Genomic DNA, 23,115 nt, shown 5'->3' with positions numbered 1-23,115 from the left:
TTACCGCAAAGGCGCAAAGAGACGCAAAGAACGCAAAGGGACATCAGTGTATGTGGGTCGTGTCGCTTTAGCGACATCAGCCGAGCCGTCGCTTTAGCGACGAGCCCGGGCGGGGCTCTAGTCTTACCGCGGCCCCAGCAATGCGTTCCGCCGCTGCAGGATCGTTTCCCGCTCGGCCGCATAGATGGGGTCCGCGTCCTTATATAGGTCGAGAAGTCGCGAATAATAGTCGATTGCCTCGGCCTTCCGCCCCCGCGCCTCGGCGATGGCACCCAGCCGCGCATAGACGAGCGGGCGGAAGGGGGTGTCAAAGGGGCTCCAGCTGTCGTCGAGGCCGTGGTAGAAGCCCATGGCGGTGGCGGTATCGCCGGCGGACAGCTCCAGCTCCGCCCGCAGGAACCGGCCCCGGGCACCATCGATCATGGGCAGCACCGTGGCAGCGTGGGGCACCTCATAGTTCACGGTCCGCAGGAGGTTCAGCGCCTGATCGGCGTTGCCATTGCGATACGCCAGCTCCGCCTCGAGTGAACTGATCGCCTCTCGCTTCGTCTGTCCGAGCCCGGGAAAGGAATCAGCGCGATTCATCGTCGCGATGACGCGGCGTGCCTCGTCGGGGCGGTCGAGATGGATGAGGAGCAGGGCGGTGTGATAGTCACGCTCGAAGGCGGCGAGCGCGAGCGTGAGGTCGTAGTATGGGGGAAGCCAGCGGGTGCCCTGAATTTCCATTGGGGCCGCGGTCCGAATCGAGTGCAGCAGCTGGTTCATCCGTACCGTGTCGGCGGGCACGGTACCCGACGTCCAGAGGAACGCCTCGTACATATCCCAGTTAGGCGTTCGCCCCCCTGGAATCGTCGCCATGAACCGGCGAAGGCCGTCGAGTTTTCCCTGGGTGATGAGCAGGTTGGGAGTCTGAATGACGACCCACGGCTCGCTCCCCTCGTACCCGCGCAGAAGCTCCTGGGCGCCAGTGGCATTCTTGGCGAACCGCGCGACACCGTGCACGGCGTAGAAGCGATAGTACGCAGGGAAATCCCCGATCCGCCGAAGGATGTCGGTCTGCAGGGCGGTATCCCCCACGGTCCAGGCCAGGATGGCCTGCACCTCGAAGGTCCGCTCGCTTTCCGCGTTCTCGGCGGTGAAGTGTCGCACCGTCTCGCGGAGGGAGTCGATGTTGCCGTACATGGCGTAGAGCCGCGCCAGGTGAATCCGCGCGTTGGCATTGGAATTCTCGAGGGCCAGGGCATGCTCGAAGACGGGAATCGCCTCGGCCATCGGTCGCCCGAGCCGGGGGTTGTCGTGAAAGAGGATCTCCCCCATCTGCACCTGCCCCTCCACCTCGTCAGGCCAGGTGTGGAGCTGCGCGGCGTATTCCTGCGCGGCCTGGTGGTTCTCGCCGTGGCGGCGGTGGCGCAGCGCCGAGACGAGCTGACGGTCGCGAGGAGAGAAGCGATCGGCGTAGCTCCAGGCGCGGTCCGCCGAACTGCGCACGTCGAGCCCGTCGATCCAGTCCGCCGCGACACTCTTCCGGTACCAGGCCAGGGCAAAGGCGGTGTCCAGCGCCACGGCCCGATCGTACGCCTCGGCGGCCTCGCGATAGGCGCCGACACGCAGCAGCCGCTCTCCCTGCAGGAATTCCTTGGTGGCGGGCAGTGACGCGCTGGTGGCCGTTGCCACCTTCTTGATCCGATCGGAGGCACCTGACATGGTGCTCGATAGGAGTTCCACGGCGAGCCCGTCGATCACGTCGAGGAGCTGATCGGGCTGGCCCTCCGCCGTCGCGCGCTCGGGCGTGGCATCGGGGCGATCGGTGTCGTGGAGGTAGGCAATCAGCTGCACGCGTCCACCGACCTCCAGCACCTCTCCCGTGACATAGCGACCGGCACCAAGCTGTTCGGCCGCCTTCTGCACCGAGGCCGGATCGGCGACATCCACCTGCTTTGTCTTCACCAGCGAAATGACCACCCGCGGATTGACGGCGCTCAGCGGATCGGCGCCGTCGAGCTTGGCGCTCATCAGGTCCACCATCCCCTCGCCGAGGTAATCGAGGCCGGGATTGCCGCGGACGGTAAAGGGAAGGACGGCAATCACGTCAGGCGACAGCGGGCCTTCGGGTGCGGTGCTCCGCAGCAAGAAGTACCCGGCGACGACGGCGATCACGACGGCCGCGGCGGCGAGCGCGCGGCGGAGGTACGACCGTGAGCCGCGAGGTCTGCTCGCGGTGGCCACCGTGCCGGCTGTCGTGGTGGTGTCCTGCAGGGCGGTCAGGAACGCATCGGCCGTCGGGTAGCGGTCGGCCGGCGCCTTGGCCATCACACGGGTCAGTGCGCGTTCGATGTGGGGCGGCACGGTCTCGCGCACCACCGAGACGCGCGGCACCGGCTCCATCAGTCGCTTGGCGATGATGGCCTGCGCGCTGGGGCCGGTGTAGGGCGGTTCCCCCGCCAGCATTTCGTAGAGGACGGAGCCGAGGGCGTAGAGATCGCTCCGGCCGTCGAGGTCGGACTCACCGGCGGACTGCTCGGGGCTCATGTAGTGCGGGGTGCCGATGCTCATCCCGGTCTGGGTGAGCGTCTCGCCGTCGGCTGCGGTGACCGCCTTGGCGATGCCGAAGTCGGCGACCAGGGCATGGCCGCCCTCGAGAAGGATGTTTTCTGGCTTGATGTCGCGGTGAATGATGCCGCGACTGTGCGCATAGCGGAGCGCGTCGGCCACTTCGCGGGTGATCTGGAGTGCGTCGTCGATCGGAAGCTGCTTCTCGCGGTCGAGCCGGTCGCGGAGGGACTCACCCTCCACCAACGGCATCACATAGTAGAGGAGGCCTCCCTCGCCGGTGTCCCGCTTTCCCGCTTCCCCGCTATCGAAGAGCGGCAGGATGTTCGGATGATGCAGCCGCGCCGTGGTCTCGATTTCCCTGAGGAACCGATCAGCGCCCATCGCCGCGGCCAGCTCCGGCTTCAGGACCTTGATGGCCACCTTCCGCTTGTGTTTGAGGTCCTCCGCCAGGTACACCGTAGCCATGCCGCCGGCGCCGAGCTCGCGCTCGATGCGGTAGCGGTCGGCGAGGGCGGCGGCGAGGCGGGGCAGTGGGTCGGTCAACCGATTACTCCGATGAATAGACCTTCGCGGTCTTCGCGACTTCGCGTGAAAAGCATTTAACGCAAAGCCGCAAAGAGACACAACGAGCGCAAAGGGACGAACTCCTGCTTGGTTTGTGTCGCTTCAGCGACATCAGCCGAGCCGTCGCTTTAGCGACGAGCTCGAATCACTTCTTCTGCTCCCGCTCATACACCAGCCGGTCGAACACGTTGTTGAGGGCGATCAGCTTGGATTGGGCGTCGCCGCCCTGGACCATGACGAAGTGCTGGCCATCTGGCGCCGGATCGTACTCGCGCGACCTGGCGCTGGACAGGAATGTGCCAGTAAACAGGACCCGCCGTCCGGTGACCGCGAAGCCGGGAGCGAGGGTGACGGTGGCCGCCATCAGGCTGTCCCCCGCGCGATAGAAGAGCTCGCGGCCGTCCCGTGACCACGCTGGTTCGGTTCCGCCCAGCAACGAGACCGACACGCGACCCCCTGGCCCCGGATAGGGCCGGACGTACACCTCCATCCGGTCGGCCTCGTCGGACTGATAGGCCATCCAGCGTCCGTCCGGCGACAGGGTCACTTCGGACTCATTGAAGGCGGCGGGCAGGAGCAGGCGCGATGCCGGCGCCGAATCGAATGCCATGGACCGGATGCCGTCATTGCCGCTGTCATACTCCTGGTAGACCAGGCTGCGACCATCCGGCGTGACGCTCCCGGCGATCCGGCCTCCATTGGCCACGTAGAGGCTCTCCGGGCGCTCACTGCCGTCGGCCGCAATCCACCACAAGTCAAGGTTGCTTGAATACACGAGGCGTCGGCCGTCCGGCGTCCAGATCGGTCCATCACTGAGGCCATCGGTGGTCAGGCGGGACCACGACAGCTGGGCGACGTCGAAGACCCAGATGTCGCGTCCGGCGCCGTCGGATTCCCTGGCGGTCACCGCGATGCGGCGGCCATCGGGCGAGAATCGCGGATTGTCAAACTGCCGAGGTTCGCTCGCCAGGGGAGCAGCCTGTCCTGTGCGCGAGACGAGCATCAGCCGCCTAAGGGCGCTGGCTCCCGCAAGCGGATAGATGATCGAGCCCGACGCCGAGACGCCGGCCGACGAGACGAAGGCATCCTGCTGACTGATGTCGCGGACGATCGTCACCGGCGGGCCCGTCGGGCGGACCCGCGCGGCGTCAAAGGGAAGCGCGACCAGCGTGCCGTCCTCGTTGCTCAGCACCACGAAGCCGCGATCGACCCACTGGGGAGAGAAGCCGACCTGGTCGAAACGCGTAATCACGCCGGTCTCGAGGTTCAGCGCCGCGAGACGGCTCGTCTTGCCCTTGAACAGCGCGAACAGGACCGTCCGGCGGCCCGGCAGCAGGATGGGTGATCGGAACCTCTCCCCCGAGCTGCTGTCCGGTTTGGCGAAGATGCGAGGCGCTCCCCCACGGGACGACAAGACCAGCAGTGCACGCCCCTGCGTGTCGTTGGGAGGGGCGGCATAGAAGCGGACGGAATCATCGCTGCCCCAGGTGAATGCGTACCCCGGGCAGGAGTCACAGATGACGACCGGCGCCCCGCCGGCCAGGGGCAGCTTCATGAGCCGGGGGCCATCCTTGAAACCGATCCAGCGGCTGTCTGGCGAGAAGAAGGGAGTGCTTCCCCGCCGCCCACCGGGGACCGCGACGAGCTCCTCTCGATCCGCGTAGCGCAACATGAGCCCGGAGCGCGAGGTGAATGCGAACGCCGAGCCGTCTGGGGCGTAGACGACCTGCTCTCCATTCAGCCCGTCGTAGGCGATGCTATCGGGAAGTGGCACCGCGTACCGCGACACGACCGGGGGAAATACCGGGGCGGTCCGGTGCCAGAGCACCCATCCCCCGGCGAGCCCCAGGGCCGCGAGCAGCAGCCCCGATGCGGCCATCAGGGGGACCGGGATGGAGTGTCGGGCATCCGGGGCCGCAGATCCACGGGGCCGTGTCCGTGTCATGGAAACGGTGCTCTGGCCCTGGAGTGCCGAGGCGAACTCGGCGGCCGAGGTGAAGCGATCGGCCGGCAGCTTCTGGAGCGCCTGCTCCACTGCCGCTTCGATATTTTCGGGAATCGTCTTCCGCTGGATGGTGAGGGAGCGCGGCTCCTCCGTCACCACGCGGGCGATGATGGCCTGGGCGGTGGGGCCGGTGAAGGGTGGCTCGCCGACCAGCATTTCGTACAGGACGCAGCCCAGGGCATAGACATCGGAGGTGGCGGTGATCTCCCGCTCCCCCATCGCCTGCTCGGGGCTCATGTAGTGCGGCGTGCCGAGACTCATGCCGGTCTCAGTCATCCGGGTGCCGGCAGTACTGACGGCCAGCGCGATGCCGAAGTCGGCCACGAGGGCGCTGCCATCATGGAGCAGGATGTTTTCGGGCTTGATGTCGCGGTGGATGACGCCCTGGCGGTGGGCGTAGTCGAGCGCGCTTGCCACTTCAATCGTGATCCGCACCGCGTCGGCCACCGGGAGCTGCTTTTCCCGGCTGATCCGGTCACGGACCGTCTCCCCTTCCACGTACGGCATCACGTAGAAGAGGAAGCCGTCGGCCTCGCCGCTGTCGAAGAGCGGCAGTATATGCGGATGCTGGAGGTTGGCGGTGGTGGTGATTTCCGAGAGGAATCGTTCGGCGCCGATGACGGCCGCGAGCTCGGGCCGCAGCACCTTGACCGCCACCCTCCGGTTGTGCCGGATGTCCTGCGCGAGGTACACGGTGGCCATGCCGCCCTGACCGAGCTCGCGCTCGATGCGGTAGCGATCGGAGAGGGCTTCGGTCAGGCGGGGGAGAACGTCGGTCAATGGAAAGACTCCTCGCGGTGGCCCGAGTCGTGACTAAAGCCACGGCTTGGCTGATGTCGCTGAAGCGACACGTAACATCGGAACTCGTTCGTCACTCTAGTGACATCAGCCGAGAGCTGGCTTCAGCCAGCGGCCCGAGAGCCGGCTTCAGCCGGCGGCGCGACGCGGGATGGGTAACCCCTTAGGATACCGCCAGATAGGGGGGACGGCTAGAGGGAATCTGCCTGCGTGGCGCGGGTGGCCAGATCGACCAGCGTCCAGTAGAACGGTGGATAGCCCTGGGCCGCGGCGGTCGAGTCCGCCGCGCCCTGCACCGCCGCGGCCAGCGTCTGCTGCCGGGTCATGAAGGTGTCGTGCCGTAGCGCCGACGAGGAGGACATCCCCTCGGGAATCGGCCCATGCCCGCCCAGGAGCACCCGTACCGCGCTGTACCCCTTGGCCAGCCGCACCATCGGGAGCTTGTACCAGGGGTAGGTGAGTTCCACCCCCTGGTCCGCGCCCTCCAGCATCGCGTCGAGCACCGCGTTGTCGAGGTGGTCCTGCCGGAGCGCGCCGGGGTCGCGCCACTCGGCCACCACCACCAGCTGCGGGTCGTACTCGAGGTCGGAGGGCTCCTGGGTCTCGAAGTGCTTCACCCCAAGCTCCGAGAGCCAGGTGCGGATGCCCAGCCGCGAAATGGTGGAGAGCCCCATCCAGAGGGTGACGCCTTCGTCCTTGTAAACGGTGGACGCCACCTCCGAGCAGAAGAGTCCCGACGGGTCGCCGTAGTCCATCGCGAAATCGTAGGGGATGTGCTCCGCGCGGGCCCGTGCCAGGATCTTGCCCGCCGCGCGGTGCGGCAGCATCGGGTCGGCCACGAGGGCGGGGAGGTCGGCGCGCGGCCGCAACACCATCAGCCGGAGCTTCTTGTCCGCCAGGTACCCCTCGGCGGTGGTGACCGCGACACCGACCTCGATGTGCGCCTCGATGACGGAGATCTCACTTGTGGCCGAGTCGACGTACACCAGCCCGACATGCGAGAAGTTTCCAGGGTAGTCGTTGCCGCGGGCGATGAGCGCCGAGGTGGGGTAGCCGCCGCGGGAGACCAGCATGTCCCCCGAATGAACGCGGACGCCGAGCACCTCGGCGGCGGGTGTGGCCGACGGTTCGTCGCGGCCCATGAGGAACGGGAGCGAGCTGTCGGGATGTTGCAGCATCGCCTCCTCCACGGCGGCACGGGTGCCGTAGAGGAGTCGATAGAGACGCTGACGGCTCGGGAGGTCGCTGGCGTCCCAGTGCTGCGACTGGTCCTTGATGACCTCGCGGAGCCGGCCCGAGAGATCGACGTACGCGCGCAGCCCGCTCGGGCAGGCGGCCATGACGGGGCCGAGGGCGAAGAAGGCGCCCTCGAGCGTGTCGAGTCGCGGGTCGGATGGCGCGACGTCGTTGACGGCGAGGGTGTCGAGCAGACTGCCGACGGCGTTGAAGCCGAGTGCCATCTCCGCGGGCGCATCGACACACCCCGATGTCCGCACTGCAACAAACCGTGCCTCGAGCGCGCGCCAGAGCGAGTCCTGATTCCATTCAAACGGCGCAGCGCCGGGTGGCGCTGGGGGCACCGGGGGCTTTCGGGCGGGAAGTGCGAGGAGGATGACGCCCAGGGCGAGGATGGCTGCGACCGGCTTGGCGAAGTTCAAGCGTCCTCCGGCATACCGGCGAGCCCCACTCGCTCCACCATTGGCCAGTAGCGCGGATCCTGCCGGATCGGATCGAGGCGGGGGTGCACCCGGAGCCACATGAGACCCGACGCTTTCTCCTTGATGGCGGTCTCCAGCCAGGTGAAGGCGTCCTCGATGTCGCCCAGTGAGGCATGCAGGGCACCGATGCCCCACGCCGAGACGACACGACTGCCCCGCGCCGCCGTGAGTTCCGCCAGGATGCGGCGGGCCCCGGCCTCGTCGCCCGCGGCGGCGGCGAGGTGGGCCAGTCCGAACGACGGCCCAGCGATGCCACCCGCCAGGCGCCGGCCCTCCTCGTACGCCGCGCGCGCTTCCTCGAAGTGACCGAGCGCTTCGAGCGCGCGGGCCAGGTCGGTGTGCGCGCCGTCGAAGCGTGGGTCGAGCTCGATCGCCATCCGGTAGTGGAACACCGATTTCTGGTACTGCCGACCGTAGTACAGCGCATCGCCCACCCCCGTCCGGATGATGGACGACAGCGGGTCAAGCTCGACCGCCTGCATGGCCGCGGCGATCCCCTCATCAATGCGATCAAAGGCACACAGGCCGCGTGAGAGCATCTCATGTGTAAATGCGCGGCCCGGGTTGAGCTCGACCGCCTGCTGCAGCAGGCGCAGTCCGCCGCGGACATCGCCGGTGGCGGAGGCGATGAAGCCAAGGGACGCCCAGGCATCGGCCAGCTCGGGATCGAGTTCCCGAGCCCGGGACGCTGCGGCATGGGCTTCCGCGCCGGCTTCCGCCGGCGATGCCATGCCGCGCACCACGCGGATGATCTGGCAGTCAGCCAGGGCCGACCACGCCACGGCATAGTCGGGGGCGATCTCAAGCGCCCGCCTGACATGGCGAAGGGCGACCTCGAGCGCATCCTTTGTGGCGGCAAACATCGAGTGCCGGCTCTTCAGCACTTCGAGGTGGGCCTCGGGGTTGACGACCTGTCGCCGTGCCAGATGGCCTGCCTCCGCCGGTGTGAGCTGCACGGCAATCTCCCGCGCCACCATCGCCGCCACGTCACTCTGCAGCGCCAGGACATCGACGAGGTCGCGATCATAGCGATCGGCCCAGAGGGTCTGGTCGCTGCGCGCCGCGATGAGCTGGACGCTGACGCGCACCCGTGCGCCAACGAGGTGCGCAGAACCTTCCAGCACGGCATCGACATTCAGCTCGCGCGCAATCTCAGGCAACGTCTTGGTGCTCCCCTTGTACTGCATCGCGGAAGTTCGCGAGATGACGCGCAGCGCCTTGATGTGGGCCAGGTCGGAGATGATCGCTTCGGTCATCCCGTCGACAAAATATTCCTGGGTCGGATCGCCGGAGGTGTTGCGGAGCGGGAGCACCACGATCGAGCGGATCACCTCCACTGCAGCCGTTACGGGGCCAGTCGCTGCCGCGGTGTGCCCCTGCAGCGCTGCGCTGACCACGGCGGCGCTCGCTGGACGCGCCGTGGGGTCCTTGCTGAGGCAGGCCATCACCAGCCGCTCGAGATCGTCCGGCACATCGGCGCGGAGCGAACGTACCGTCGGCGGCGCGTTGCCGAAAATCTCGAACATCAGTGCCTCGGCGCGCTCCTTCACGAAGGGCCGGCGGCCGGTGAGCATCTCGAAGAGCAGCACGCCGAGCGCGTAGATGTCGCTGCCCGGAGAATCGGCGTCGCCGGTCAGCTGTTCGGGGGCCATGTACGGCAGGGACCCCAGGATCATCCCGGGGCGGGTGAGCTTTGATCCGGCGTCACCAAGCAGCATCGCGATGCCGAAATCAAGGATCTTCGGTTGGCCGGCCGAGGTCAGCATCACGTTGCCGGGCTTCAGGTCGCGGTGCACGATGTCGTTCTGATGCGCGTTCTGCAGTGCGTCGGCGACCGCGGCCCCGATGCGCCGCACCTCGTCGAGGGGCATCGGGCCGCTGGCGACGCGCGCCTCGAGGGTCCCACCGGCAACAAGTTCCATCACCAGGAAGGAGGTGCCCTCGTGGGCGTCGAAGTCGAAGACGGTGGCGATGCCGCTGTGCGAGAGTCGGGAGAGGGCCAGCGCCTCGCGCCGGAAGCGCGCCTGGGTGTCGGCGTCGGCGAGGGCGCCCGGCACAAGCAGCTTGATGGCCACCTCGCGATCGAGGTTGGCGTCGTGGGCGCGCCAGACCTCGCCCATGCCGCCGGCACCGAGACGGTCGAGGAGGCGGTAACGGCCAAGGGTGGTGCCGGCGAGGGTCATGGGATTGTGGCTGAGGGTGGAATCGGTCAAGTGATGGTCCGGTCTAGATAATGTAGGTCATTCCAACGCAATCCGGAGAGCGGTTTCGGTGGGTCCGGCGTCCTCCCTCTCCAGATTGCGGAGAGGGGAACAGGGGGTGAGGCAATGGTACCAGCCGTGCGCCAGCCTCAGCCGGCGACCCAAGGAGTTCAGTCCCAAGGTGCGCTACGAAGCGGAGTTCCGCCACCCGAGGGCCTGAACCGGGGGGGAGGTGACTCAGGGAGCCGCTCCTTTAGGCATTTCTTCAGAGTCGCCCGGGTAGCCATCCTCGGGGTGGCCGGTATCTTCTCCATATGGGCCAGCACGACATCACCACCCCGGCCGGGGACGAGCAGCTCCGGCGCATCTCCCGCGCCCTCCTCGACGACGTGGAGGCGCTCGACCGGATGTGCGCTAGCGGCGCCATCGAGCCGGGGCTCTGCCGCATCGGCGCCGAGCAGGAGATGTTCCTCGTCCATCCCGACGGGCGCCCCGCGCTCCTCGCCCAGGAAGTCCTGCGCGATCTTGGCGAGGGATTCACGACCGAGCTCGCCCTCTTCAACATCGAGTACAACCTCCAGCCGCTCACCTTCGAGAACCGCTGCCTCTCCGAGATGGAGCGACGGCTGAACGCAGCCCTCGAGCGGGCCAGGGGGGCCGCGCGCGCGCTCGGCGGCGACATCCTCCTCGCCGGCACGCTGCCCAGCCTGGAGAAGCAGGATCTCGACCTCGCCAGCATGACGCCCCTGCCGCGCTACCAGGAACTGAATCGCGTCATGAGCGAGCTCTCGGGCGGCAAGTTCCGGACGCAGATCAAGGGGATCGAGGAGCTCGCCCTCACCCATGACAACGTGCTGCTCGAGGCGTGCAACACCAGCTTCCAGATCCACCTGCAGATCGGCGCCGACCACTTCGCCCGTGCCTACAACCTGGCCCAGGTGGTCACCGCCCCCGTGCTCGCCGCCGCCGCCAATTCCCCGCTCCTGCTGCAGCACAAGCTCTGGCGGGAGACCCGGGTGGCCATGTTCGAGCAATCGCTCGACGTGCGCTCGGACCAGCACAAGGCGCGGGGGGCGCCGCAGCGCGTGTCCTTCGGCGACAACTGGGTCGATCACTCGGTGACCGAGCTCTTCAAGGAGGACATTGCGCGCTTCCGCCTGCTGCTGCGGGCGGAGACCGGGGAGTCGTCGCTGGCGCAGCTGGAGCGGGGCGAGGTGCCGAAGCTCCGCGCGCTCGCGCTCCACAACGGCACGATCTACCGCTGGAACCGCGCCTGCTACGGCGTGCTGGACGGCAAGCCGAACCTGCGCATCGAGAACCGGGTGCTGCCCTCGGGCCCCACCGTGCTCGACGAGGTGGCCAACGCCGCCTTCTTCTTCGGGCTGATGGTGGAGCTCGGACACGAGTACGGCGACGTCCGGACGTCGTTCACCTTCCCGCACGTGAAGGCCAATTTCCAGGCGGCGGCCCGCTACGGCCTCCATGCCAACTTCCGCTGGGCCGACGGCGAGACCTACGCCGCCCGTCCCCTGTTGCGGGAGGTGCTGCTGCCGTACGCCCGCGCCGGCCTGGCCCGGCGGGGGATCCCGGCGGACGAGATCGATCGCTACCTCGGCGTCATCGAGGGACGGGTGGCCACGGGCCAGACCGGCGCGCAATGGACCCTGGACGCCGCGGACCGGCTGAGTGGAATGCGCCCGGCGACGGCGCGTTACCTCACCCTCACGCGCATCATGCTCGAGCGCCAGCGCTCCGGGGAACCGGTGCACACCTGGGCCCCCCCGCAGGAACTCAGTATCGACGAGTGGCGGGACAGCCACCGGGTCGTGGGGCAAGTCATGACCACCGATCTCTTCACGGTGCACCCCGAGGACCTGGTGGACGTGGCGGCGAGCGTGATGCGGTGGCGGCACCTGCGTCACGTCCCCGTGGAGGATGAACAGGGGCATCTGGTCGGCATGCTTTCGCACCGCACCCTGCTCGGCCTGGTGGCCGCCGGCCGGGCCAGCGCGGCGGCGCCGGTGCCGGTGCGGGAGGTAATGAAGGCCAACCCGATCACCGCGACCCCGGATATGCCCTGCCTCGACGCCCTCGCGCTGATGCGCGAGCACAAGGTGGGGTGCCTGCCGGTGGTCAAGGACGGGATGCTGGTGGGCGTGGTGAGCGAGCGGGACTTCCTCGACATCGCCTTCCAGCTCTTCGAGCGCTACCTGAAAGGGGCCTCCGCGACGTGAACGGCGCCTTGGACCACGCGGGGACGGCCGTGCGGGAGCGACTCCTCGGCCGGGTGGACGGCGCGCAACCCGGTCCGGTGGTCGTCGTCGTTGCGGGCATCCACGGCAACGAACCGGCCGGCCCCCTCGCGGCGCGCCGCGTTCTGGAGTCGCTGGCGGGGGGTGCACTCCCCCTCACAGGCACTATCGTAGCCCTCGCCGGAAACCTGGCCGCGCTGCACCTCGGCCGGCGGTTCGTGGACCGGGACCTCGCCCGGCTCTGGACGCCCGCCGAAGTCGAGCGGGCCCGCGGGAACGAGCCGCCGGCCTGCGTCGAGCAGGCAGAGTTGCGGGGACTCGTCCAGGCCATCGACGCCATCCTGGGGGAGTTCCCCGATCGGGACCACCTGCTGGTCGAACTGCATTCTACCTCCGGTCCCGGCGTGCCCTTCCAGGCCATCAACGACACGCTTCACGACCGCGCCATCGCCTTCGCCAGCCCGATTCCCTTGATCCTCGGCATCGAGGAGTCGATCCGTGGTTCCATGCTCGACTACATGGAGCGGCAGGGTCGCTCGGTGTTGGTCGTCGAGGGGGGACAGCACACGGCGCCAGAAACAGCGGACAATCTGGAGTCGGCCCTGTGGACCGTGCTGTCGGGGATCCGCGCCGTCCCAGCGAATTCGGCGGTGGTGGAGGCGAAGGCCGAACGACTCCGGAAGGCGGCGAAGGGAGCGCCGGTCGTCGCCGAGGTGACGTACCGGCACAACATCACGCCGGACGACCACTTCGAGATGCTGCCCGGTTTCCGGCACTTCCAGCCGATACGCCGCGGCGAGCTCCTCGCCGAGGACGTGCGCGGCCCGGTGCGGGCGCCGATGAGCGGATTGCTGCTGATGCCGCGATACCAGGGGCTGGGATCCGACGGGTTCTTCATCACGCGGCCGGTGCGGAAGAGCTGGCTGAGCCTTTCCGCCGTTCTCCGCTGGCTGCGGGTCGATCAGGCACTGACCTGGCTCCCCGGTGTCCGACGAGACCCGATCCGCCCTCGCCAGGTCCTGGTCAATCCCGACATCGCGCGCTTCCTCGTGGTGCCGATCTTCCATCTCTGCGGCTACCGCCGCCTCGCGCCGCGCGACGGGCGGATCGTGTTCGCCCGGCGGATCGAGGCGCCGACGACGCAATCCTGACTGCCTCACCCCCTGTCCCCCTCTCCGGCCAGCGGAGAGGGGGGACGTCCGCCGGGCGGCGGCTTCAGCCGCCGTCCGTGCGGATCGGCGCGCGGGCCGCGATGAGGGTGATGTTGTCGCTGCCGCCGCGTTCCAGGGCCAGGGCGAGGAGCGACCGGCAGAGCTGTTCGGACGAGTCCATGCCCTTGATCTGCTCCGCGATCTCGTCGTTGCTCACGTGCTTGGTCAGGCCGTCGGTGGCCAGGAGGATGACGCAGCCGCGGGGAATTTCCACTCGGCTGACGACCGGCATCGCCTCGTCGCTGCCGATGGCGCTGGACAGCACGTGGCTAAGCGGGGAGCTGTTGATGCGGTCTGCCGGCAGGATGCCCTGATCCACCAGCCCCTGCGCAATGGTCTGGTCTCGTGTGACCTGGGTAAGCGTTCCATTCCAGTAGAGATAGCAGCGGCTGTCACCGACCTGGGTCACGTACATATGGGGGAAAACGGCCACGGCGAGCGTCAGCGTCGTCGCCATCTTCGCGGTGGGGTCCAGCGCCTGCTTCTTCAGGACCGCCGCGTGCGCTTCGAGCGCCGCATCGGTCAGCGCCTGGTGAAACTCGGTGTCCGTGGCGGCGCCGGCGCTGTGGTAGGAGCGCATCGAGGAGGCGACGTACGCCGTGATCGTGGCGAGCGCGAGCCGGCTCGCTTCTCCCCCGCCCGAACCGCTGCCGACGCCGTCGGCGACCAGCATGTAGGTCGCGATCCGTTCGCCCCGCAGCGGCAGCGACTCCGGTTCCGGGAGGCTGGTGCCGTGCACCACCACCTGGGGGTGCACGGTGCACAGCATGAAATGGTCCTGGTTCTCCTTCCGGACACGACCGATGTGCGTGATGCCGAACATGTCCAGTTCGGTGTCGGTCGGTCGCACCCATTCCGCGTCAGCAGGCATGGTTCACGCCTCCTTTCTGGTCGTCCGTCTCGCTGGGCGGACGCCTGGGTCACTCACTGCGCGCCGGCGCCCTCTGCGAGCTTCTTCACCGCCTGCTCAGCCCACCCGGTGATGACGATGATTTCCTGGCGGGCGCTGCCACGCTTGATCATCAGGAACCGGGTGCCATCCTGCGAGACGTCGTATTCCGGCCAGCGCGGCTGCTGGAAATACGCGCCGCTGAAGAGGGTATCGCGTCGAACGGGTGCCAGGAGCCCGTCCTGTTCCACAAGCCGGACCGCCATCATGGCGTCGCCAGTTCGGTAGAACAGCTCGCCCCCCTGCGGGTTCCACCGCGGCTCCTGACCGCCACCCGAGGAGAGTTGGGCGCGGCGCCCGACGTTTGGCCAGGGCGTCACGTACACCTCGTTGGTGCCGGACGCATCCGAGGTGTACGCCATCCACTTGCCGTCCGGCGAAAACACCGGCGAGCCCTCGTTCTCGGGCGTGGCCAGCACCGACCGAAACTCACCATTCGGCTTCAGCTCCATGGCGCCAATATCGAAGCCACTCGCCGCCGTGTTGGTCCGAACCAGGAGGGTGCGCCCATCGGGGCTGATGTCGTGAGGAAACCGCAGGTCCTGTTCACTGCCCGGCTGCAGGCTCTCGGCCTCGCTCCCACCGTCGACCGGCTGCCACCAGAGCCCTGCCAGGCCGGCGCGGCGGGAGGTGAAGACGATCCGCCGGCCGTCCGGGGTCCAGAGCGGATAGAGATTCTCGCTCCCGTTGGTGAGGCGGGTCTGGGTGCCCGCCCTTGTATCACGAATCCAGAGATCCCCCTGCACGCCCTGTGCGATTTCCACCACGATGCGCGTCCCGTCCGGCGACCACCGCGGGTCCTTGTACTCGGCGGGCTCGGTCATGAGGGGCGTGACACGCCCGCTCCGATCCACCTCAACGACCGTCCGGTCGTTCTCGCGACCGGTGATAAAGAGCAGCGTCCCAGTCCGCGAGAGCCCAAGCGTCGGGAGTCCGGTGACGGTGCCTTGGACACCGTCCAGCACCGGGATCTCGGGACCGCTGAGTTCCAGCCGCTTCGGGTCGAAGGCGACGAGCGTCAGCAGGTTGTTCTCCTTGCCGAGCAGGAGATGGCGTCCATCGGGCAACAGCCGAACGCCGGCGCCCTTTCCGTTGAGGCGACGGACCTCGCCGGTTTTGGACGACACCGCCACGATCGTCGATGCCCGCGCTTCACCCAGTTCCGAGGAGAGGAGCCACTCGGTGCCGGGGATCGGGGCGAGTTCGCTCAACAGGCCGATGGAGTCTGGAAGGGGGGTGCTGACAGGGGGAGCATTCCCATCCGCGCTCACCTTGTAGATCGAATGCGACGCCTCGATCAGGTAATAAATCGTGTCCGAAGGGAGCCAGACCAAACCGTACGTCTGTGGCGATTGCCCGATCTCCGCGACCCTGATCGGCGGAGTGCCGCTGATCGAGATCCGTTTGAGCGTCGTCCCCTGCCGGAAGAGCAACGAACGGCTGTCGGGGGAAAAGATGATGTCCCGGGCCCCTTCCGTTCCCGGGAGCAGCCGCGCTTCCACTGAGCCAAGGTCGCGCACGGCGATGCTGCGCCGTCCGCCGTCCTCGGCGCGGTAGGCGAGATGCAAGCCATCGGGTGAGATCGCGAGCGCCGGCCGGACGTCCCCGGCGTAGTCCGCGGCCATCCGCCCATCTTGGCTGAGGCGGAACGCCACCGAGGGGACCGCTCCGGCAGCCGGTGATCGCGTCATTCCCCAGGCCGCCAGTGCGACCCCGACCCCGGCCACGCCGAGTGCGGCGTACGCAATCTTCCGCGAGGGCCCGGCCGACGGTGCACGCGACATCGATCGTGACATGCTCTGGGTGGACATCGTGCCCGAAAGCGATGCCAGGAAATCCTGGGCGCTGCCGAACCGGTCTGCCGGCAGCTTCTCCAGCGCCTGCAGCACCGTGGCCTCGACGTAGTCCGGGACGGAGCGGCGCTGCGCCGAAAGACTCGTCACCTCCGCCGTCATCACCTTGGCCACGATGGCTTGCGCCGTTGGCCCCGTGAACGGCGGTTCCCCGACCAGCATCTCGTAGAGCACGCACCCCAGCGCGTAAATGTCCGTCTTGGGGGTGATCTCCTTGTCCCCCATCGCCTGCTCGGGACTCATGTAGTGCGGCGTGCCGAGGGACATCCCAGTCTCGGTCATGCGGGTGCCACCGTCGGATCGGCTGACCGCCAGGGCGATGCCGAAATCGGCCACCATCGCGTGCCCGCCGTGGAGCAGGATGTTTTCCGGTTTGATGTCGCGGTGAATGACGCCCTGTCCATGGGCATACGCGAGCGCGTCGGCCACTTCGCGGGCGATGCGGACCGCGTCGTCAACGGAGAGCTGCGTCTCCCGGTCCAGCCGATCGCGCAGGCTTTCCCCTTCCACGTACGGCATCACGTAGAAGACGAGCCCTGCCGCCTCTCCGGAATCGAAGAGGCTGAGGATGTGCGGATGCTGGAGGTTGGCGGTGGTCTTGATCTCGGCGAGGAACCGCTCCGCGCCGAGAATGGCACTGAGTTCAGGGCGCAGGACCTTGAGCGCCACCTTGCGATCGTGCCGCACGTCATATGCGAGGTACACGGTGGCCATGCCTCCCTGCCCGAGCTCCCGCTCGATGCGGTACTTCTCGGCGAGGGCGGCGGTAAGGCGGGGCAGCGGGTCAGTCATCGCCGTACACTCTCTTGATCAAGGTCTGGTACCGCGGCTCATCCTTGAGCGGATCCCACATTGGGAACCTCAACCCCGCGCCGAGGAACGGGTCCCGCCGGTCGGCCGCTTCGTCGAGGACGTCGAGGGCCATGGCCTTCCTGCCGAGGTAGATGTACCAGGAAGCCAAGTCGAAGATCGGAGCGCGGTCACGCACACCAGGAGCCACCAGCAGTGCATACATCGAGTCCCGGCCGCCGGCCGCATAGGCGGTGCGAATTGTCCCCGGGGGTACCAAGGGGCGGCCCTGCAGAAGATTCCACTGCTCCAGGACCTCGGCGGCCGCGCTGTCGCTTCCCTGTGTGCCGTACAACCATCCCGCCCGCTGGAACGCAGGAGCAAACTGCGGATCCCGGGTCATCACCTGCTGGAACTGGGCCTCTGCCTCTGGAAAGCGACGGGCGTTGAAGAGGTTCATGGCCAGGTCCGTCGCGTTGATGTTGGACAACGGATCGAGCACCACCGCCTGTCGGAAGTTGGCGAGGGCTTCGTCCGTCTTCCCCTGCACCATCAGCACGGAACCCAGCCACTGGTGCGCCGAGGAGAAGTTCGGGTTGAGCCGGATGGCTTCCTTCAGGTCCCGTTCCCCTTCCGCAAACTGCCATCCGATGAAGGCACGGTCAAAGGCACGGGCGGCGTATGCGACGGACAGTTTGGAATCCAGGGCCAAGGCAGAATCGGCGTATCGCTCGACTTTCGCTGAGGCGTCGATCGCCGGTTCAGAGGAATAGATTGGCAGCAGCATCCACGCCTCGGCGAGCCCCCCATAGGCGGCGGCAAACTTCGGATCGAGCGCCAGCGCGGCCTCGAATCGCTCGACCGCGGTGTGGAGGGCATCGCTGTTCCGCTGGGCGAGCAGGAGCCGACCGTTCAGGTAGAGCTCGTAGGCCTCGAGATTGGTGGTCGGGACGGAGGCCGCGCCGCCGCCGGTCGCGAGCATGGACCCCAGCGCGTTGGCAATGTTGTTGGCCACATCCGTCTGGATGGCGAAGATGTCTTCGAGCTCCCGGTCATAGGTGCTGGCCCAGAGGTGCTCATCGGTGCGTGCATCGATGAGCTGCGCCACGATGCGGATCCGGTTCCCCTGGCGGCGCACGCTCCCCTCCAGCACGCTGGTCACGCCGAGCTGCTGGCCGATGTCGCGGATGGAGGTGCCTCCGCCCTTGAACTTTGTGGTGGAGGTCCGGCTGATCACCTTCAGTCCGGCAATCTGGGACACCTGGGCAATGATGTCCTCCGTGACGCCGTCACTGAAATACTCGTTCTGTGGGTCGCCTCCGATGTTCTCGAAGGGGAGGACCGCGAGGGAGGTTGGCGTCGCGGTGCCGTTCGGGGCGCTGTCGCGCCGACCGAGCCCGAACGCAATCAATCCGACCACGGCGACCGCCGCCACGAGGATGCCGGTGCGGATCCAGGCGGAGCGGCGATGCGTGGCTGTGCCTGCGCGCCGACGCGCGTACGACGGGGTGCCCTCAGCCGGCGCCGCGAGCGCCTGGGCGAATGCAGCGGCCGATCCGAACCGGTCGGCGGGGAGCTTTTCAAGTGCCGTGAGGATGGCATCCTCGACCTGGGGGGGAATGCGGTCCCGGCGCGCCGTGAGCGGCGCTGGCCTTTCCGACATCACCTTGGCCACGATGGACTGCACGGTGGGCCCCGTGAAGGGTGGCTCCCCGAGCAGCATTTCATAGAGCACGCAACCGAGGGCGTAGACATCGCTCCGGGCGGTGATCTCCCGCTCCCCCATCGCTTGCTCAGGGCTCATGTAGTGCGGCGTGCCGAGGCTCATCCCGGTTTCGGTCATCCGGTCTTGGCCCGCGGTGCTGGCAGCGAGTGCGATACCGAAGTCGGCGACGAGGGCGGACCCGTCGTGCAGCAGGATGTTCTCGGGCTTGATGTCGCGGTGGATGACGCCGTGACGGTGCGCGTAGTCGAGCGCGGCGGCCACTTCGCTGGCGATGCGCACCGCGTCGTCGATCGGCAGCTGCTTTTCGCGGTTGAGCCGGTCACGGACCGTTTCCCCTTCCACGAACGGCATCACGTAGAAGAGGAACCCGTCGGCCTCGCCGGAATCATGCAAGGGGAGAATGTGTGGATGCTGCAGATTAGCTGTCGTCCTGATTTCGCTCAGGAACCGCTCAGCCCCGATCACCGCTGCGAGTTCCGGGCGCAGCACCTTCACCGCGACTTTACGAGCGTGCTTCAGGTCCTCGGCCAGGTACACCGTGGCCATCCCGCCCGCGCCGAGCTCCCGCTCGATGCGGTACTTCTCGGCGAGGGCGGCGGTGAGGCGGGAAAGGATATCCATCACTTCGTCACCAGATCCATGAGGTAGATATCGCTCTCAAGCTCGCCGGCGGCGAAGTAGAACCGCTTCCCATCGTGGGGGATGGCGCCGAGGAAAACCGTGCGGGTCGGATCGTCGAATCGGATGAGCAGCCTGGGCCTGCCTCCCGCCAGATCGACCTGATACAGCCCTTCGGCACCATCCGCGTCAAAGGCACGGAAATAAATTGAACGACCATCGGCCGACCACTCGGGCCACGAGGGGTATTCGAGCCCGAATGTGTCGGGAGGCATCAGCTGACGTGCGGTCCCGCCAAGTTCGTAGATCCCGATCCCACCCGGTCGAGCGTGAGTAAAGTAGGCGATGTATCGGCCATCGGGTGACCATCTGGGCCCGAACCCATTGGGGATCGGCAACGTTTCGGGCGGACCCCATTCGGCGTCGAGAGATTTCCGTCGGATCACTCGTGTCGTGCTAGTGGTGGCGAGATCGGAATACGCGATGGTGAGGCCATCCGGCGAGTACGCGGGATGAAACGACTCCGCACCATCGTCCACGAGCGGCCGCTCCCCAGATCCGTCGATCCCGACCACATAGATGTCCCTCGTGGTATTCCGAATCGTGTGGAATGCGATCTCACGGCTGTCGGGTGAGGGGTCAGGGCTGAAGTTATCAGTTCCACCACGCGTCACCCGGCGGACCTCCCCGCCGGCCGTCGACATGACATAGAGATCTTGTCGACCCTTGAGGTTCGAGTCGAAGATCAGAGTGCGGCCGTCCCGTGTGACGCTGACGGTCTCGATGGTCTGGTTGCCGGTCGTGAGCGGTACGGCGTCCTTCATCGACGCAACACCACTTGTCGGGATCGGCAATGCGTAGAGATTGCGCCGGAGGAGCAAGCGGTCGTAGGCTAACGTGCGCCCATCGGCCGATGGCGAGACCGAGAAAGGTTCGAGGCCCGTGGTGAGACGGAGCGGTGTCCCAATGGGCCGACCGTCTTCTGCGATTCGCAGGGCATAGATATCCCGCGCCCCATCGCGATTCGAGATGAACAACAGTGTGCCATTAGGCAGCCATGCGGGCTGGGTGTTGAGCGAGGTGCTGTCGGTCACTGCCACCGCAGTGCCCCCCAAGGGAGCCACCCAGACCTGGCTGGGAGAGATATTTCCCCACGAATAATTGTAGTCCTGGTTGCCGCGCACCCAGGCCACCATCCTGCCATCCGGTCGCCAGGCAAATGAGTGCAGCTCGCGGAGCCCCACCCACAGCACGGTCTCGCGACCATCCTCGGCACGTATCAGCGTCGTATCACCGCGCGCGATAATCGTGCGGCCGGGGCCATCGACCAGCGCGGCGCCGCTATCGATGGGCTCGGCAGTGCCGCCGAGGCGCGGCATCCGCCACGAGCCAGAATCGTGGGCGGGCGTGGTGTAGAGGTTCCAGAAGGTGACCGAGCGACCATCGGGAGTCCAGCGCGGCTTGAATTGGCTGCCCCCCCACCCTGCCGTGAGCGGGACCGGCCGGCCCCCGGCAACATCCCGCACGATGATCTGGGTGTGCAGCGGCGAGCCGAGTTCGTACGCGATCTCCTGGCCATCCGGGGAGAGCGCCACATGTATCTCCGCCTCGGGTTCCCTGGTCACCTGCCGGATGTTCGTGACCGACATCGTGAATGGCACGGGGCGAACTGCACGCCAGCCGAACCAGCCGACCACGGCGAGCGCCGCGACCACCGCCGCCATTCGCCACGACATCCCACGCGTGACCGTGATCGTCGTCGCCGACGGCACGCGCAGCGCCTCGGAGAACTGCACGACCGGGTTGAAGCGGTCGGCAGGCGCCTTCGCGAGTGCGCGTTGCAGTGCCACCACGACCCCGCCCGGCACGGACGGCCGGAGATCGGTAATGGGGGGTGGCTCAATGGCGATATGCTGCCGGATTACGCTCTGCATGTCGGGGCCGACGAAGGGCGGTCGCCCGCCCAGCATCTCGAACAGCATGCAACCGAGCGCATAGACGTCACTTCGTCCGTCGACGTCCGGCGCCCCGGCTGCCTGCTCTGGGCTCATGTAGTGCGGTGTGCCAATCGAGAGCCCGGTGGCGGTCAGCCGCTCTGCCCCGACGCCAGTCGTCGCGTGCGCAATCCCGAAATCGGTGACCACGGCATGGCCACTCTCAAGCAGGACGTTCTCGGGCTTGATGTCACGGTGCACCACTCCGTGAGTATGCGCATAGCTCAGCGCATCGGCGACCTCGCGAGCGATCTGCAGTGCGTCCTCGATCGACAGCTGCTTTTCGCGATCGAGCCGACTGCGGAGCGATTCGCCGTCGACCAAGGGCATCACGAAGAACAAGAACCCTGCCGCCTCCCCTGAGTCGTGGAGTGGTACGATATGGGGGTGTCTCAGGTTGGCCGTGGTCTCGATCTCGCGCAGGAACCGCTCTGCACCCATGGCAGCGGCGAGTTCTGGCCTGAGGACCTTGATCGCGACCTTGCGCTTGTGCTTGAGGTCCTCGGCCAGGTAGACCGTGGCCATCCCGCCCGCGCCGAGCTCCCGCTCGATGCGGTACTTCTCGGCGAGGGCGGCGGTGAGGCGGGGCAGGGGGTCGGTCATTTCATCCTCGCGGCCAAGGCCGCGGCTCGGCTGGTGTCGCTGAAGCGACACGAGAGGTGCGAGATCAAGGACTAGGAGGGCTGCGTGGGCACCTTCGCGGCTTCGCGTCTTCGCGTGAACAGCTTCGGACGCGAAGACGCAAAGGGACGCAAAGGACAGCGGTAACCCCTTAGGATACCGCGAGATATGGAAGCGGGCTAGAGGGCGGGGCTTTCGCCCCGCATGCTAGTACAGCGAGAAGGCGTACTGCCACCCCGCGACGATCAGCCACTTGGTCTGGAGTTGCGGGCCGTCGAGATCCTGGTAGAAGGGGATACCGGCTTCCACCGCGAGCCGCTGGCCCTTCAGCTTGCCGGTCGCGACCTCGAAGTTCAGGCCGACGAGGGCATCGAGCCGGGTACCGCCGCGGAGCGAGGGATCAGCCGTCGGAACGACGGCAGGATTGAGGGCTGGATCCGCGCCGTGGATGTTGCCCCAGCTGCTGCCGGCCACGCGGATGGAGGTGCTCACCCAGTGGCTCCAGCGCCGGGCGTACCACCCGGTCAGGTATCCCTTGTTGCCGAGCCGATAGTCGTTGTCGTTGGTCCCGGTCCGGATGACGCCGCTGCCCTGTGCGCCCCAGGACCAGTTGTCATTCTGGCCGAGGTAGGTAAGGCCAAGGAGCACGTCGAGTGTGCCGGAGCCGAGCTGCATCGGGTAGGGGAGCTGAACCGGCTGCCCCATGCTCATCGGTGTCACATCCTGCTGGTCGATGGAGCCGGTGGGGAAGCTCAGCCCCGCCTGGACATGCATCGCCTGCCGGTCCTTGTTGAACACCCTGATCAGCGCGGAAGCTGTAAGATCCGAGATGCCGCTGCTCTCGGTGGTGAAGAACCCTCCCATTCCGGTCTGATGGTCCATCGAGTAGCTCAGGTACGGCAGCATGAAGGACAGGGTCACGCGGTTGCTCGGCGCGTACATCAACCCGAACATGCTCATGTTCATCGGCATGCTGAGCGGCGAGACAGGATAGTCCGCGAGCACGTCGGCGGTGGTGACCTCGGACGTGCCGGTCCGGTTGCCGTCCATGTCCATGTACATGTAGCGATACGAGAGCATCATCTCGCCCCGCTCGTGGGTATGGTCGCCCATGACGCCGATCGGGGCGTGCCCGTCGGGGCGCCCACTCGACCACTTCGGTTCCTGGGCAGCGCCCGGTATCGCGGTGGCAAGGCAGAACAACCCCAGGACAGCGGGGGCCCATCGTGTAGCCGAGAAATGCATGGCAGTCTTCTCCTGAAA

General features: G+C 67.2%; 11 protein-coding genes. 2 read left to right on the top strand and 9 right to left on the bottom strand.

The features are described from left to right. Positions 1–123: 123 nt before the first annotated feature. The 4 genes from R2910_09325 to R2910_09310 form a co-directional block, all read right to left on the bottom strand. Complete coding sequence (locus tag R2910_09325; GenBank protein MEZ4413171.1) at positions 124–3,096, bottom strand: protein kinase; 2,973 nt, start codon at positions 3,094–3,096, stop codon at positions 124–126. Positions 3,097–3,262: 166 nt separating this feature from the next. Beyond that, the gene (locus R2910_09320; protein MEZ4413170.1) at positions 3,263–5,902 is read right to left on the bottom strand and encodes a protein kinase; all 2,640 of its coding nucleotides are present in this window, start codon (positions 5,900–5,902) and stop codon (positions 3,263–3,265) included. 209 nt (positions 5,903–6,111) lie between these two features. Continuing rightward, positions 6,112–7,578: a YiiX/YebB-like N1pC/P60 family cysteine hydrolase gene (locus R2910_09315; protein ID MEZ4413169.1), complete on the bottom strand. Its 1,467-nt coding sequence runs from the start codon at positions 7,576–7,578 to the stop codon at positions 6,112–6,114. Then, complete coding sequence (locus tag R2910_09310; protein ID MEZ4413168.1) at positions 7,575–9,851, bottom strand: protein kinase; 2,277 nt, start codon at positions 9,849–9,851, stop codon at positions 7,575–7,577. The genes R2910_09315 and R2910_09310 overlap by 4 nt, the downstream gene beginning before the upstream one ends. Before the next feature lie 302 nt (positions 9,852–10,153). On the opposite strand from R2910_09310, the gene R2910_09305 reads away from it, so the two are divergent. Together R2910_09305 and R2910_09300 are read left to right on the top strand one after the other, a co-directional pair. Beyond that, positions 10,154–12,073: a glutamate-cysteine ligase family protein gene (locus tag R2910_09305; GenBank protein MEZ4413167.1), complete on the top strand. Its 1,920-nt coding sequence runs from the start codon at positions 10,154–10,156 to the stop codon at positions 12,071–12,073. After that, on the top strand, positions 12,070–13,242 hold the full coding sequence (locus R2910_09300) for a succinylglutamate desuccinylase/aspartoacylase family protein (protein ID MEZ4413166.1): 1,173 nt from the start codon (positions 12,070–12,072) through the stop codon (positions 13,240–13,242). The genes R2910_09305 and R2910_09300 overlap by 4 nt, the downstream gene beginning before the upstream one ends. 64 nt (positions 13,243–13,306) lie before the next feature. Here the strand turns inward: R2910_09300 and R2910_09295 are convergent, their stop codons facing one another. The 5 genes from R2910_09295 to R2910_09275 form a co-directional block, all read right to left on the bottom strand. Beyond that, entirely contained in the window at positions 13,307–14,173 is an 867-nt protein-coding gene (locus R2910_09295; GenBank protein MEZ4413165.1) for a protein phosphatase 2C domain-containing protein, read from the bottom strand. Positions 14,174–14,226: 53 nt separating this feature from the next. After that, complete coding sequence (locus R2910_09290; protein MEZ4413164.1) at positions 14,227–16,896, bottom strand: protein kinase; 2,670 nt, start codon at positions 16,894–16,896, stop codon at positions 14,227–14,229. After that, positions 16,889–19,240: a protein kinase gene (locus R2910_09285; GenBank protein MEZ4413163.1), complete on the bottom strand. Its 2,352-nt coding sequence runs from the start codon at positions 19,238–19,240 to the stop codon at positions 16,889–16,891. Before R2910_09285 ends, R2910_09290 begins: the two co-directional genes overlap by 8 nt. Further along, positions 19,240–21,834, bottom strand: coding sequence for a protein kinase (locus R2910_09280; GenBank protein MEZ4413162.1), 2,595 nt, complete (start codon positions 21,832–21,834; stop codon positions 19,240–19,242). The genes R2910_09285 and R2910_09280 overlap by 1 nt, the downstream gene beginning before the upstream one ends. A gap of 225 nt (positions 21,835–22,059) precedes the next feature. Further along, on the bottom strand, positions 22,060–23,097 hold the full coding sequence (locus R2910_09275) for a hypothetical protein (GenBank protein MEZ4413161.1): 1,038 nt from the start codon (positions 23,095–23,097) through the stop codon (positions 22,060–22,062). Positions 23,098–23,115 lie beyond the last annotated feature (18 nt).

It is taken from the genome of Gemmatimonadales bacterium (assembly GCA_041390145.1).
Classification (GTDB): domain Bacteria; phylum Gemmatimonadota; class Gemmatimonadetes; order Gemmatimonadales; family GWC2-71-9; genus SPDF01.
Note: the sequence above shows the minus strand (reverse complement) of the source record. Positions and strands in the feature narration are given on the sequence as shown.

Bases quoted from the DNA above. Each gene is read 5' to 3' on its own strand.
- R2910_09305 (MEZ4413167.1), top strand. From the start codon at position 10,154: ATGGGCCAGCACGACATCACCACCCCGGCCGGGGACGAGCAGCTCCGG.
- R2910_09295 (MEZ4413165.1), bottom strand. From the start codon at position 14,173: ATGCCTGCTGACGCGGAATGGGTGCGACCGACCGACACCGAACTGGAC.
- R2910_09290 (MEZ4413164.1), bottom strand. From the start codon at position 16,896: ATGACTGACCCGCTGCCCCGCCTTACCGCCGCCCTCGCCGAGAAGTAC.
- R2910_09285 (MEZ4413163.1), bottom strand. From the start codon at position 19,240: ATGGATATCCTTTCCCGCCTCACCGCCGCCCTCGCCGAGAAGTACCGC.
- R2910_09280 (MEZ4413162.1), bottom strand. From the start codon at position 21,834: ATGACCGACCCCCTGCCCCGCCTCACCGCCGCCCTCGCCGAGAAGTAC.
- R2910_09275 (MEZ4413161.1), bottom strand. From the start codon at position 23,097: ATGCATTTCTCGGCTACACGATGGGCCCCCGCTGTCCTGGGGTTGTTC.